General features: G+C 63.2%; 12 protein-coding genes and 1 tRNA gene. 4 read left to right on the forward strand and 9 right to left on the reverse strand.

Annotated features, from left to right (window positions below):
* Positions 1-4: 4 nt before the first annotated feature.
* The 3 genes from IC608_RS05340 to IC608_RS05350 form a co-directional block, all read right to left on the reverse strand.
* Positions 5-1,132 (reverse strand): amino acid ABC transporter permease, encoded by a 1,128-nt coding sequence (locus tag IC608_RS05340; RefSeq protein ID WP_191773287.1) that lies wholly within the window; start codon positions 1,130-1,132, stop codon positions 5-7.
* Between the two features lie 9 nt (positions 1,133-1,141).
* Positions 1,142-2,332, reverse strand: coding sequence for an amino acid ABC transporter permease (locus IC608_RS05345; RefSeq protein WP_191773288.1), 1,191 nt, complete (start codon positions 2,330-2,332; stop codon positions 1,142-1,144).
* A 113-nt stretch (positions 2,333-2,445) separates the two neighbouring features.
* Positions 2,446-3,462 carry an amino acid ABC transporter substrate-binding protein gene (locus IC608_RS05350; RefSeq protein ID WP_191773289.1) on the reverse strand — a complete coding sequence of 339 codons (1,017 nt, stop codon included), beginning with the start codon at positions 3,460-3,462 and terminating at the stop codon, positions 2,446-2,448.
* A 223-nt stretch (positions 3,463-3,685) separates the two neighbouring features.
* Between IC608_RS05350 and metC the strand changes: the two genes are divergently transcribed.
* Positions 3,686-4,861 carry a cystathionine beta-lyase gene (gene metC, locus IC608_RS05355; RefSeq protein ID WP_191773291.1) on the forward strand — a complete coding sequence of 392 codons (1,176 nt, stop codon included), beginning with the start codon at positions 3,686-3,688 and terminating at the stop codon, positions 4,859-4,861.
* On the opposite strand, the gene IC608_RS05360 is transcribed toward metC, so the two are convergent.
* Entirely contained in the window at positions 4,843-5,592 is a 750-nt protein-coding gene (locus IC608_RS05360) for a phosphatase PAP2 family protein (RefSeq protein ID WP_191773293.1), read from the reverse strand. The two genes, metC and IC608_RS05360, sit on opposite strands and share 19 nt — an antisense overlap.
* Positions 5,593-5,694: 102 nt before the next feature.
* Here IC608_RS05360 and IC608_RS05365 point away from each other — a divergent pair.
* The 3 genes from IC608_RS05365 (at position 5,695) to IC608_RS05375 (ending at position 7,062) form a co-directional block, all read left to right on the forward strand.
* A tRNA-Pro gene (locus IC608_RS05365) sits at positions 5,695-5,771 on the forward strand.
* Positions 5,772-5,798: 27 nt separating this feature from the next.
* Complete coding sequence (locus IC608_RS05370; protein ID WP_191773294.1) at positions 5,799-6,104, forward strand: ETC complex I subunit; 306 nt, start codon at positions 5,799-5,801, stop codon at positions 6,102-6,104.
* A 94-nt stretch (positions 6,105-6,198) separates the two neighbouring features.
* Positions 6,199-7,062, forward strand: a complete 864-nt coding sequence (locus tag IC608_RS05375) for a TraB/GumN family protein (RefSeq protein ID WP_191773296.1) — start codon at positions 6,199-6,201, stop codon at positions 7,060-7,062.
* Between the two features lie 26 nt (positions 7,063-7,088).
* Here IC608_RS05375 and IC608_RS05380 read toward each other — a convergent pair whose 3' ends face one another.
* From IC608_RS05380 to IC608_RS05400, 5 genes are all read right to left on the reverse strand, one after another.
* A complete protein-coding gene (locus IC608_RS05380) occupies positions 7,089-8,240 on the reverse strand; it encodes a Gfo/Idh/MocA family protein (protein ID WP_191773298.1) in 1,152 nt (383 codons plus the stop codon).
* A gap of 113 nt (positions 8,241-8,353) precedes the next feature.
* Complete coding sequence (locus tag IC608_RS05385) at positions 8,354-9,412, reverse strand: sugar phosphate isomerase/epimerase family protein (RefSeq protein ID WP_191773300.1); 1,059 nt, start codon at positions 9,410-9,412, stop codon at positions 8,354-8,356.
* A gap of 165 nt (positions 9,413-9,577) precedes the next feature.
* On the reverse strand, positions 9,578-10,720 hold the full coding sequence (locus IC608_RS05390; protein WP_191773302.1) for a Gfo/Idh/MocA family protein: 1,143 nt from the start codon (positions 10,718-10,720) through the stop codon (positions 9,578-9,580).
* Between the two features lie 5 nt (positions 10,721-10,725).
* Positions 10,726-11,475, reverse strand: a complete 750-nt coding sequence (locus IC608_RS05395; RefSeq protein ID WP_191773304.1) for a sugar phosphate isomerase/epimerase family protein — start codon at positions 11,473-11,475, stop codon at positions 10,726-10,728.
* A gap of 229 nt (positions 11,476-11,704) precedes the next feature.
* Positions 11,705-12,784 carry an ABC transporter ATP-binding protein gene (locus IC608_RS05400; protein WP_191773306.1) on the reverse strand — a complete coding sequence of 360 codons (1,080 nt, stop codon included), beginning with the start codon at positions 12,782-12,784 and terminating at the stop codon, positions 11,705-11,707.
* Positions 12,785-12,786: the final 2 nt, after the last annotated feature.

The raw sequence follows: 12,786 nt of genomic DNA on the forward strand, positions 1-12,786 counted from the left end.
GTGGCTACCTCTTATGGCCGGTATTGAGACGGCGTTCCATGAAGATGGAATATCGGGACATGCCGAAGCAGAACGCCCAGAACACCATGGCCGCAAAGATGTAGCCGGTGGTGGACGTGTTGGACGACTGCCATTCGAGCGCGGAATCGTTCTTGGTTTTGACTGCTTCGAGCAAGTCCTTCATGCCGACGATGTAGACGAGCGATGTATCCTTGAAGAGCGCGATGGCACTGTTCACGATACCGGGGATGACGTGCTTGAGTGCCTGGGGAAGGATGATGAAGAACATCCGCTGCCAGTAATTGAGGCCCAGTGCCGCCGCCGCCTCGTACTGGCCCCGCGGAATGGCCTGCAGGCCGCCGCGCACCACTTCGGCCATATAGGCCGAGGTGAAAAGCGTGACGCCGACGAGCGCCCGCAGGAACTTGTCCACCGTCGTGCCCTGCGGCATGAACAGCGGCAGCATGATCGAGGCCATGAAGAGGATCGTGATCAGCGGCACGGCCCGGATGAGTTCGATGAACGCCACGCACAGCGTCTTGATGACCGGCATCTGTGATTGCCGTCCGAGTGCAAGGATCACACCCAGCGGGAACGACAGCGTGATGCCGATGACCGAGAGGATCAGCGTGACCAGCAGGCCGCCCCATTTTTCCGTGGTGATGACCCGCAGCCCGAAGACACCGCCCGCGAGCAGGTAATAGCTCACGATCGGGTAGACCACGAGGAACAGGACCGCGTTGAGGCCCTTGTACGGCGCCTTGGGAATGGCGAGCGGGATCAGCAGCAGGGCGCCCAAGAGGAAGACCAGGTTGGGCCGCCACAACTGGTCAATGTCGTAGAACCCGTAGATGAAGAACTCGATCTCCGAATAAATGTAGGCCCAGCACGCGCCGGCGTTGAGGGCCCGGCAATCCTCCACCGTCCCGCCGGGAAAGACGGCGTGGCCGATGAAGAAATTGAACAGCGGCGGCACCACCCAGAGGAGGAACAGCAAGCCCAGGATGGTGAGACCGGTATCGAGGGGGGATGCGAACAGGTTCTTTTGCATCCACGCCAGCGGACCGCTCGTGCGGTGCGGGGCGGGGCGGCTTTCCTCGAGATGGGACCGAACGAAACCAATATCTGTCATGTTCGGCTCCTACCGTTCCACCAGCCGGACGCGGGCATTGTACCAGTTCATGATCGCCGAGGTCAGCAGGGACAGCGTCAGGTAGACCGCCATGGTCATGGCGATGCATTCGATGGCGCGACCGGTCTGATTGAGGGCGGTGCCGGAGAACACGTTGACCAGTTCCGCGTAACCGATGGCCGCGCCGAGGGAGGAGTTCTTGGTGAGGTTGAGGTACTGGCTGGTCAGCGGCGGGACAATGACGCGCATGGCCTGCGGAACGATGACGAGCCGCAGCCGGTCGCTGTCCTTGAGGCCGAGAGACTGCGCCGCTTCGGTCTGCCCGCGATTAACCGAGAGAATGCCGGCGCGGACGGTTTCGGCGATGAAGGACGCGGTGTAGATCGTCAGGCCAAAGGCCAGCGCCACGAATTCAGGCGGCAGTTGTACCCCACCCCGGAAATTAAAGCGCTGCAATTCGGGCACATCGAAGGTAACGCTGGCGCCACTGATGAGCCAGACCGCAGCGGTCACGCCGAACAGCAGTGCGACTGACGTCAGAAAGACGGGGAACCGCTGGCCGGTCGCTTCCAGGCGCTTGCGGGCCCAGTGGCGTAACGCAAAGACGCCGATTATGGCGAGGAGGAGCCCGACCCATACCCAGCCGAATTGCGCATCTGGGATTGGCCTCGGCACGTAGATGCCACGCTGGTTGATGAAGGAGTCGAAGGGCAGCGTGAAACTGTCGCGCACCGCCGGCATCGCCTTGAGCACCGCAAAATACCAGAAGAACAATTGCAGCAGCAGCGGGATATTCCGGATGGTCTCGATGTAGACCGTGGCCAGCGAAGACACGATGAAGTTCGAGCTCAGCCTTGCAATACCCAGGGTGAAGCCAAGGATGGTCGAAAAGAAGATTCCGATGACGGCGACAAGAAGCGTATTGAGAATGCCGACCAGAAAGGCTTCCCAGTAGAACGACGCCCGTGACCAGGGCAACAGGGAGAAGCCGATGTCGAAACCAGCGGTCCGCCACAGGAAATCAAAACCCGTGGTCTTGTTCTGGGCGGCTAGGTTGGCGGCCGTATTCTGGATGATCCAGGCGATGAACGTCACCAGGATCACCGCGACAACGACCTGGTAGATGATCCCGCGGATCACCGGATCGTTGAAAAAGGAGACCCGGGGGGCGTCATTGCGCCCCGTATCGAGTGTTGTCATATGCGTGCTGCCCCATGGCCGCGCTTGGCCGCGCCCCTCGGAGGAAGGGTACGATCAGGCGAGGGATCAAAAGCGTCCGGCGCCCACAAGGAGCGCCGGAACAGACTTAAGACTTAGCGGATCGGCGGAGCGTACTGGATGCCGCCCTTGGTCCAGAGCGCATTGAGGCCGCGCTCCAGCCCGATTGGGGTATCCGGGCCGACGTTGCGATCATAGGATTCGCCGTAGTTGCCGACGTGCTTGATGATACGATAGGCCCAGTCGTTGGTCAGCCCGAGCGGCGTTCCGAACTCGCCTTCCACGCCGAGCAGACGCTTGATCGCAGGATTGTCCGAGCCCAGCATCTCATCGACATTGCTCTGGGTCACGCCCAGCTCTTCTGCTTCGAGCAGCGCAAAATAGGTCCAGCGACCGATGTTGAACCACTGCGTATCACCGGCGCGGACCACGGGGCCGAGCGGCTCCTTGGAGATGATTTCGGGCAGGATGATGTGCTCGTCCGGGTTGGCGAACTTGGAGCGTTCGGCGGCCAGGGCCGAGGAGTCGGTAGTGTAGACGTCGCAGCGGCCGTCTTCATAGGCCTTCACCACTTCGTCCTGGTCCACGAACACCACGGAATTGAATTCCATGTTGTTGGCCGCGAAGTAGTCGGCCGCGTTCAATTCCGTGGTGGTGCCGGATTCGATGCAGATGGCCGCGCCGCTCAGGTCGAGCGCCGATTCGATGCCGTCGGCCTTGCGGACCATGAAGCCCTGGCCGTCATAGAACATGGTGCCGACAAAGCTGATCCCCAGCTGCGTGTCGCGGCTCATGGTCCAGGTGGTGGTGCGGGAGAGGACGTCGATCTCGCCCGAGGACAGGGCGGTGAAGCGCTCCTGGCTGGTCAGCGACGTGAAGCGGACAGCATCGGCATCATCGAAGATCGCGGCAGCAAGCGCGCGGCAATAATCCACTTCGATGCCGGTCCAGACGTTGTTGGAATCGGGGGCGGAGAAGCCGGCCACGCCGCCAGTCACGCCGCACTGAACATAGCCCTTTGCCTTGACGTCATCGAGAATAGCCGCGTGAGCAGCGGTCGCGCCGAGGCCCAGCGAGGCCGCGATTGCGATCGAAACGAGCGCTTTTTGCATTGAGTATTGCCTTTATTGTTTCCTGACCCTGTGTCTCGAGGCCCGCGAAACTGCACCCACGGCCCCCGACAGCACCTCCACCTTTGTTCGGCGGTTCGATGCTGCTAAGCATGCAAACCTCTATTCACCCTTGCGTCAAGGGCAGAAGGAACATTGGGACAGCAAAGCTGTCTCTTTTTTAGCCAAAATTGCCGTGTGACCCGTTTTTGAGCAAAGCCGGAAAATGACAGCCTCCCGCTCCGATGCCGCCGTAGAAACCATCCTGACCCATCTCGGGCGCGCCCCGGAGGAGCAGTTCGGCTTCGTCAACACGCCGGTCTACCGAGGGTCGACCGTGCTCTTCAAAACGCTGGCTGACATCGAGGCGCAGTCACAGCGTTTCCTCTATGGCCGCGCCGGCAACCCCACGACCGAGAGCGTGGAGGCCGTGATCACCGCACTGGAAGGCGCGCATCGGACGCGCCTTGTGCCATCGGGACTCGCCGCCATCACCGTAGCGCTGATGTCCTGTCTCAAGGCGGGCGATGACCTGCTGATCAGTGACAGTGCCTATGAGCCGGGTCGCAAGTTCGCCGATGGCTACCTGACACGCATGGGCGTGACCACGCGCTATTTCGATCCGCGCATCCGGAGTGGCCTCAGTGAACTGATGCAGTCCAACACCCGGGCGGTGCTGGCCGAGAGCCCAGGGTCCCTCACCTTCGAAGTCCAGGACATCCCTGCGCTGGCCGCCGCAGCCCATGCGGGAGGCGCCCGCCTCATCGTCGACAACAGCTGGGCCAGCCCGCTCTTCTGCCAGCCACTCAAGCTGGGCGCCGACATCGTCGTGCACGCGGGCACCAAAATGTTCGTCGGCCATTCAGACGCCTTCGCCGGCACCATCTCCACCACAGGGGCAGCCTGGGCCGATGTCGAGCACGTCCGTTCGCTGCTCGGCTTTTTCACCTCTGGCGACGACGCCTTTCTCGTGGCGCGGGGATTGCGTACGCTGGCCATTCGCATGAAGGAACATCAAGCCCGGGCGTTGGACATCGCCCGCTGGCTGCAACAGCAGCCTGGCGTGGTGAAGGTCCTCCACCCCGCCCTGCCCGATCATCCTGACCACGCGCTGTGGAAACGCGATTTTACCGGCTCCGGAAGCCTGTTCGGCTTCATTCTCGAGCCCGCCCCGCGCGACGCGGTGGCCGCGCTGGTCGATCACCTCACGCTGTTCAGCATGGGCTATTCGTGGGGCGGCTACGAGAGCCTGCTGCTGCCGGTGAAGATCACCAGGGCCCGTACGGCGGTGCCATGGCACGAGGATGGCAACCTGTTCCGTGTCCACATCGGTTTCGAGGACCTCGAAGACCTCAAGGCCGACCTCTCCGCAGGCTTGGACCGCTATCGCGCGGCGCGCTGAAATCGGCTGAAGACCCGGCGAAGGTGGGGCACCCCCCGGAATCGCACCCGCCCGTCCGGCAGTCTGGCAAAAAGCCAGCGTCGGGCGGCAAAAAAGTTGCGCACTGCGTAAGCGCCGACCATGCCCAGGGCGAAGCCGGCCACCACGTCCGTCGGATAGTGCATGCCGATCACCACCCGCGAAACACCGGTCATGATTGCAATGATCAGCACCAGCCGGAAAAAGCGCGGTGCAAGGAAGCCGACCACGAAACAGAAGGCCATTGCCGTGGTCGAGTGGCCGGATGGGAAGCTCTGGAACGTCGAATCGTTGAGGAAGTGCTGGAAGCTGAAGGCACCGAAATCATCGAACTCGGCGGGCCGACCGCGACCGAGCAGCCGTTTGAGCAGGTTCGATGCCAGACCCGGCACGCCGACCCCCAGAAAGATGAAGCTGGAGACCAGCAGAAGTTCATGGTTGGCGCGGCGCCACGGGCCGGGGGCAAGCAGCCGGCCGGCGATGGCGCACAGCACGACCAGGATCAGGCTCGGGATCAGCACCCAGTCGGAAAGGCCGAAATCGGTGACGAAGGCGAATGGCTGCTTCCAGATGTCCGGCCAGGCCTGGAGCGAGCGCGAGACATAAACGTCAAAAAAAAGCAGGACGAACAGCGCCAGGATGAGCCAGGCGAGATAGTCAGGCCAGTTCTTGCGGTGCAGCCCCAGCGGCCAGGCTTTGGTGAGGTCGGACATGGGTGTTTTCTGGCGGCGCGCGACACCGCCGTCAATCCATCTCCACGTGATTGGTTACACTTGCCCTATCGCCCCGGACGCGCTAACTGAACGATGCGATCTCGGAGTGTAGCTCAGCCTGGTAGAGCACCGGTTTTGGGAACCGGGGGTCCAAAGTTCGAATCTTTGTACTCCGACCATCGCCCTGCCTATGTTGAGGACTGTGCATGACGGCCCGTATCTACCGCCCCGCCCGCAACGCAATGCAATCGGGCAAGGGCAAGACCAAGCAGTGGCTGCTGGTGTTCGAACAGACCGATGCGCGGGGCATCGACCCGCTCATGGGCTACACCACCAGCGAAGACACGCAGCAGCAGGTGCGGCTTTCGTTCCCCACATTGGAGGAAGCGGAGGCCTACGCGACGCGCAACGGCATCCCCTACAGCGTTCAGCCCGTGCACGAACCCAGCGTCAAGCGCGTGAGCTATCCGGATAATTTTCGGTCGGACCGGAAAACGCCCTGGACGCATTGAACGCCGTTTGATCGCTACACGAAGTGGACGCCGCAAGAGATTGCGGCGTTTTGCATTTCAGGGGCCTAGGCCCGAGGCCAGCAAGGAGCTTTCGATGTCGGTGCGCGGTGCATTCGCCCTTTCCCTGCCGCTGCTCTGCGGCGTCACCGCCGCCGAAGGCGCCCCTGCCCTGTGGAAGGTCAGCGATGGCAACAGCGCGGTCTGGCTCTTCGGCTCGGTTCACGTCCTGCCGCCGAATACGGAATGGCGCACCCCGGCATTCGACCATATCCTTGCGGAGGCGGAGAAAGTCTACTTCGAGACCTCTGTTGCACCGGAGGCCCAACCGGCCATCCTCGCGGCCACGCTCGGCGCAGGCATGGCGACCGATGGAATCCTGCTGACCGATCGCCTGCCTGCGGACCTCTCCAAGTCGGTGCGGAAACTGGCAGCGCGTTACGACTTGCCAATGGCCAGCCTTCTGGCGATGCGGCCCTGGTTCGCTGCGGTCACGCTGTCGGCCGCTGCGACAGCCGGGTCCGGCTTCGATCTGGCATCGGGCGTTGATGTCCAGTTGCAGCAGGAAGTGTCGCCGGAGCGTCAGGGCTTTTTCGAAACAGCGCAAGACCAGATCGGTATCCTGGCGGGACCCGATGACACTGCCGGCGTCGAGATGCTGCGCTCGATGCTGGGAGAAATCGACGACACGGCCGAAAGCATGGACGGGCTGGTGGATGCCTGGCTGGCCGGCACACACACGCTGGGGGAGCTCTTCATGGCCGAAGTCGGCGGCTATGGTGACGATTTGAAGCAACGGCTGGTGGATGACCGGAACCGGGCCTGGGCCGGCCAGATCAGCACCATGCTCGCCCGGGACGAGGAGGCGCTGATCGTGGTCGGCGCCGGCCACCTGGTGGACGACATCAGTGTCGTCCACCTTCTTGAGAAGCGCGGTTACACGAGCGAACGCGTGCAATGAGGCCGCCTCGGGGGCGGCCTTTTTGACTAGACCTCGTCGAAGCGTGTCCAGCGGCTATCGTTGGCGCTCGATTTGACCGAGGCGGTGATGAATTGCATGCCCTCGATACCATCGGCCATTGTCGGCAGCAGGCCCTCGTAGTCCGCCCCCTCGCCCCGGATGACGGCAGCGAACTGGCTGTAGAGCGTCGCGAAGGCTTCGAGATAGCCCTCGGGGTGGCCGGAGGGAATGCGCACGTTCATGGACGCCGCTGCCGGCACTGAAATCGATCCGCCTCGCGTCAGCAACTGGCGCGGCTTGCCGAACTCGGTGAACCACATGTAGTTCGGGTTTTCCTGGCTCCACTCGATGCCGGCCTTGTCGCCGTAGACGCGCAACTGCAGGCCGTTTTCCTTGCCCACGGCCACCTGGCTGGCCCACAGCATGCCCTTCGCCCCGCCTTCGAAGCGCAACATGATGTGGACATTGTCGTCGAGCTGCCGGCCCGGCACGAAGGCCGTCAGGTCGGCCGAGACGGCCTCGGTCTTGAGGCCGGTGACGAAGCGGGCAAGATTGTAGGCGTGCGTGCCGATATCGCCGATGCAGCCGCCGGCGCCGGAGCGCGCCGGATCGGTGCGCCAGGCCGCCTGCTTGTTGTCGTCGCCCGCGGGCTCGGTCAGCCAATCCTGCGCGTATTCGGCCTGGACCACCCGGATCTTGCCCAGGGCGCCGGAGGCGACCAATTCACGGGCCTGCCGGATCAGCGGATAGCCAGTGTAATTGTGGGTGAGAAGGAATTTTGCCCCGTTCTTGGGCTGGATCTGCGCCAGCTTGCGCGCATCCTCGAGGTTGGACGTGATCGGCTTGTCGCAGATGACGTGGATGCCCGCTTCGAGAAACGCCTTGGCCGGGCCGAAGTGCATGTGGTTCGGCGTCACGATCGACACCGCCTCGATCCCATCGGGCCGCGCCGCCTCGGCGCGCGCCATCTCCTCGTAGGACGTATAGATGCGGTCTTCGGCGAGGCCGAGATTGCGACCCGATTCCTGCGCGACTTCCGGGCGTGACGAGAGCGCGCCGGCAATCAGGTCATAGTCGCCATCGATGCGCGAGGCGATGCGGTGGACGTAGCCGATAAACGCCCCGCTGCCACCGCCAACCATCCCCAGACGAATGCGCTTTGCGCCGTTTTCAGCCATTTTTCTCTCCCTTGCGGATTTCTCTGCCCATCGTCATTGCCCGGCTTGTCCGGGCAATCCATGGACCACCCGGACAAGCCGGGTGGTGACGACGGCACTGGAAAATTGGGCCTTTACGACAGGCCCAGCATCTTGCGATTGGCCGCCTGGTCGGTGCCGCCACTGGCGAAGTCGTCGAAGGCCTTCTCGGTGACCCGGATGATATAGCTCTCGATGAGCTCGGCACCCTCACGGGCCCCGTCTTCCGGGTGCTTGAGCGCGCATTCCCATTCCAGCACGGCCCAGCCCTGGAAGTCATTGGCAGCCATCTTGGCAAAGATCGCCGGGAAATCGACCTGGCCATCGCCGATGGAGCGGAACCGGCCGGCCCGGTTGACCCAGGACTGGAAGCCGCCATAGACGCCCTGCCGGCCTGTCGGGTTGAACTCGGCGTCCTTCACATGGAAGGCCTTTATCCGATCCTTGTAAATGTCGATGTAGTCCAGGTAATCGAGCTGCTGCAGCACGAAGTGGCTCGGATCATAGAGCAGGTTGGCGCGCGGATGATTGTTCACGCGCTCGAGGAACATCTCGTAGGAGATGCCGTCGTGCAGGTCTTCGCCGGGATGGATTTCATAGCAGACGTCGACGCCGGCCTCATCGAATGCATTGAGGATTGGCGTCCAGCGGCGGGCTAGCTCATCGAACGCTTCTTCAACGAGACCGGCCGGGCGCTGCGGCCACGGATAGACGTACGGCCACGCAAGCGCGCCCGAGAAGGTGGCATGTGCCTTGAGCCCGAGGTTCTGCGAGGCCTTTGCAGCGTTCTTCAGCGTCTGGACCGCCCACTCCTGGCGCGCCTTGGGGTTGCCGTGCAGGTGCGCCGGAGCGAAGCCATCAAAGGCCGTGTCGTAGGCGGGATGAACGGCCACCAACTGACCCTGCAGATGCGTGGACAGCTCCGTGATCTCGAGACCGTGGCTGCCGACAATCCCCTTGATCTCGTCGGCATAGGTCTTGGAGTTGGCCGCCTTCTCGAGGTCGATGAAGCTCGATACCCAGGTGGGGATCTGAACGCCCTTGTAGCCGAGGCCGGCGGCCCAGCGGCAGATGTTGTCGAGCGTATCGAACGGTGCGGCGTCTCCGGCGAACTGCGCCAGAAATATCCCCGGGCCCTTGAGCGTGGTCGCCATAAAGTCTCTCCTCTTTGCGCTTCGAACCCAGCGGCCCGAAGCCACTCCTGCCTGTGAGCGGATTTGGTCTTCCGCAAGAATGACGGGCGGCGAGAATTTCGCCGCCCGGCCATGTTGGATGCCAATGTTGACCGGTGCATGGCACCTGTCAATGAGGTACGCCCATCAAGCCCGCAGCAGGGCCTGTGCTTCCTCGGGCCCAAGCGCACGCGGGCGCTCGCAGGTGGTCTGCAGCGTCAGCACCTGGCCGGTCTCGCCCGCCTTGAGCAATCCGGTCATCACCTCGACGACATGCAGCGCAACATCGAGCCCGCACCGCGCGGTCTGCCCGCGCTCAATGGACTGCATCATGTCGGCCAGGCCGGCGCAGCGATAGTTGGCCCGCGGAGTGGCCTTGTCGAGATCCTGGTTCGCCTTGCCGAAGGGATGGCTCCACGGCGTGACAGGAGTGCGCGTGCCATCGAGACCGGCGGTGACCAGGTCGCCGCCAAAGAAGTTCGGATCGGGTACAAAGATGGAGCCGTCGGTGCCATAGAGCTCGATGTTGTGGTGGCCGTGCGCCGCCACGTCCCAACTGGCGCCGATGGTGACGATGGCGCCGTTGTGGAATTCCAGCACACCATGGATCGTGGTGGGCGTGCCGACCTTGATCATCGTGCCCTTGTAGGGCCCTTCGGCCGTCACTTCGCGTTCCGCGCGCGCCATGTTGGTGAAGGCCGAAAGGCGCTTCACCGGGCCGAGCAGGTGCACGAGGTCGGTGATGTAGTAGGGACCAAGGTCGAGGATCGGGCCGCCGCCGGGCTGGAAGAAGAAGTCCGGATTGGGGTGCCAGTGCTCCATACCACGGCTCATCACGTGCGTGGTGCCGCTCATGATGGTGCCGAGCTTGCCGCTGTCAATGATGTCGCGCGCCTGCTGATGGGCACCGCCGAGGAAGGTGTCGGGGGCCGACCCCACCTTGAGGCCGCGCTCGTCCGCCGCCTTCTTGAGGGCCAGCCCTTCCTCCACAGAAAGCACGAACGGCTTTTCGGAATAGGCGTGCTTGCCCGCCGAGATGATGTCCGACGACACCTTGTAGTGCGTGGCCGGGATCGTGAGGTTCACGATCACGTCGATCTCGCTGTTCTTGAGCAGCTCGTCGGGCGTCTGGGCCGCGACGCCGAATTCCTCGGAGCGCTTCTGCGCGGCCGCGGGCACGATGTCGGCCACCGCGCGAACCTCGAGCCCCTTGAACAGGGGCGCGAGGCGCAGGTACGCCGCGGAGATATTGCCGGCACCCATGATGCCGACGCCATAAGTCTTGGCCATCTGGATCAGACCCCGTAACCGTTCAGAGTTTCCATGGAGCGGCGAGCAAAGCGGATCGCGTCACTCGGCTTGTCGTGCTCGAGCACGAAATATTGCGCCTGTGTCTTGCTCTTGGCATCGGCCAGCAGCGTCTTCCAGTCGAGCGTACCGTGGCCCACATCGGCCCAGCCGTCTTCGTCGGCGTTCTGCCCGGCGGCGGCAATGTCCTTGACGTGAACGGCAGTGATGCGGCTGCCCAGCTTGCTCATCCAGGCAATGGGATCCTCGCCGGCCTTGACGACCCAGGCCAGGTCCATTTCCCACTGCAGGTCGGGCGAGGCATCGAGGATGATCTCGATCGGCGTCTTGCCGCTGGCGTCCTTGCCGAATTCCCAGTGGTGATTGTGGTAGCCAAAGCCCTTGCCGGCGGCCTTGAAGGCGGCGGCGATCTTGGCCAGGCCCTGGGCAAAACCAGCCCAGTCGCCGCCGCCGGTGCGGAAGTCCTCGGACGGCGGCGCGGGGCAGTACACGGTCTGGATGCCGACCTGGTCGACGATGCGCAGCGCCGCGTCGGTGTCTTCGAGCTGGGCATAGCCCATGTGCGCCGTCGGCATGGTCAGCCCGGCGCTCTTGAGGCTCTGGGCCAGCGCGGAGGGGTCGGCAAACTGGCCACCCCAGCCTTCGACCTGCTTGTAGCCGAGGCTCGCCAAGGTCTTGAGGGTTTGATCCAGCGACGCCTCGTTGCGCGCGCTGTACATCTGATACGAAAAGTCCATCATTGGCCTCTGGAAATTGTTGGAATTCTGGGTTGCCCGGACGCTACCGTCCTCTTTGCAGACAGTCGCCGCGCACGGACATATCAACTGCCACAGAAGTAATGTGTCAGGCGGTTGGCGGATAACGCATCGGAGGCCGGTGCGTCGGCTGCGCCGAAGGAAGCCCCCCGGGCCAGGACCGGGGGTGAGAAGGTGTGGCGGTGACCGTGGTGGAAACCGCCCTGGTGCGCTAGAGCCGGTTCTCGCTCTTGGCGTCGAACAGCGAGCCACGCGCCACGTCGAAACCGACGCGCATCTTGTCGCCGGCGTGGATGTCGATATCGCTGCTGCACCGGAAGGTGACCGGCTTGCCCGCGATGGTGGTCCACGCCAGGGTCTCCGAACCCATGGGCTCGACGATCTCGATTTCGACATCGGCCTGGTACGGCATTCCCTGCGCGGCCTCACCGACGAAGATGTGCTCCGGGCGAATCCCTAGCACCGCCGGGCCGGAGCCGGCGCCGTTGAGATACGCATAGGAGCCGACAGGGATGCTGGTTCCATCCTTGGCGACGAAGGCGCCATCGCGGAGATCGCCTTCGATGAAGTTCATCGCCGGCGAACCGATGAAGCCAGCCACGTAGAGGTTGGTCGGTTTATTGTAGATGGTGTGCGGATCCGCCAGCTGCTGGATCACGCCATTCTTCATGATGGCGATCCGGTCTGCCAGCGTCAGCGCCTCGATCTGGTCGTGTGTCACGTAGATCATGGTGTTCTTGAGACGCTGGTGCAGCCGCTTGATTTCGACGCGCAGGTCGGACCTGAGCTTGGCGTCAAGGTTGGACAGGGGCTCGTCGAACAGGAACACGTCCACGTCCCGCACCAGGGCCCGGCCGATGGCCACGCGCTGGCGCTGGCCGCCCGACAGGTTGGCCGGCTTGCGCTGCAGCAGTGGTTCGATCTGCAGAATCTCGGAGGCCCGTTTCACCCGGCGGTCGATCTCGTCCTTCTTCATGCCCGAGACGCGCAGGCCGAAGGAGAGGTTCTTTTCCACCGACATCTGCGGGTAGAGCGCATAGGACTGGAACACCATGCCGATGCCGCGGTCCTTGGGCTCCATCCAGGTGACGTTCTTGCCGTTGATGAAGATCTGCCCGGCCGACACGTCGAGCAGGCCGGCAATGCAGTTGAGAAGCGTGGACTTGCCGCAGCCCGAGGGACCGAGCAGGACGATGAATTCGCCCTGCGCGATGTCCAGGTTGAGCCGCTCGAGCACCTTGACGTTGCCGAAGTTGAGCGACAGGTCGCGAATGGAAACGCTTTGTTGCATTG

This window comes from Devosia oryzisoli (genome assembly GCF_014837245.1).
GTDB classification, from domain to species: Bacteria; Pseudomonadota; Alphaproteobacteria; order Rhizobiales; family Devosiaceae; genus Devosia; species Devosia oryzisoli.

Bases quoted from the DNA above. Each gene is read 5' to 3' on its own strand.
- IC608_RS05370 (WP_191773294.1), top strand. From the start codon at position 5,799: ATGACGGCCCGTATCTACCGCCCCGCCCGCAACGCAATGCAATCGGGC.
- IC608_RS05350 (WP_191773289.1), bottom strand. From the start codon at position 3,462: ATGCAAAAAGCGCTCGTTTCGATCGCAATCGCGGCCTCGCTGGGCCTC.
- IC608_RS05375 (WP_191773296.1), top strand. From the start codon at position 6,199: ATGTCGGTGCGCGGTGCATTCGCCCTTTCCCTGCCGCTGCTCTGCGGC.
- IC608_RS05345 (WP_191773288.1), bottom strand. From the start codon at position 2,332: ATGACAACACTCGATACGGGGCGCAATGACGCCCCCCGGGTCTCCTTT.
- IC608_RS05380 (WP_191773298.1), bottom strand. From the start codon at position 8,240: ATGGCTGAAAACGGCGCAAAGCGCATTCGTCTGGGGATGGTTGGCGGT.
- IC608_RS05360 (WP_191773293.1), bottom strand. From the start codon at position 5,592: ATGTCCGACCTCACCAAAGCCTGGCCGCTGGGGCTGCACCGCAAGAAC.
- IC608_RS05385 (WP_191773300.1), bottom strand. From the start codon at position 9,412: ATGGCGACCACGCTCAAGGGCCCGGGGATATTTCTGGCGCAGTTCGCC.
- metC (WP_191773291.1), top strand. From the start codon at position 3,686: ATGACAGCCTCCCGCTCCGATGCCGCCGTAGAAACCATCCTGACCCAT.
- IC608_RS05395 (WP_191773304.1), bottom strand. From the start codon at position 11,475: ATGGACTTTTCGTATCAGATGTACAGCGCGCGCAACGAGGCGTCGCTG.
- IC608_RS05390 (WP_191773302.1), bottom strand. From the start codon at position 10,720: ATGGCCAAGACTTATGGCGTCGGCATCATGGGTGCCGGCAATATCTCC.
- IC608_RS05340 (WP_191773287.1), bottom strand. From the start codon at position 1,132: ATGACAGATATTGGTTTCGTTCGGTCCCATCTCGAGGAAAGCCGCCCC.
- IC608_RS05400 (WP_191773306.1), bottom strand. From the start codon at position 12,784: ATGCAACAAAGCGTTTCCATTCGCGACCTGTCGCTCAACTTCGGCAAC.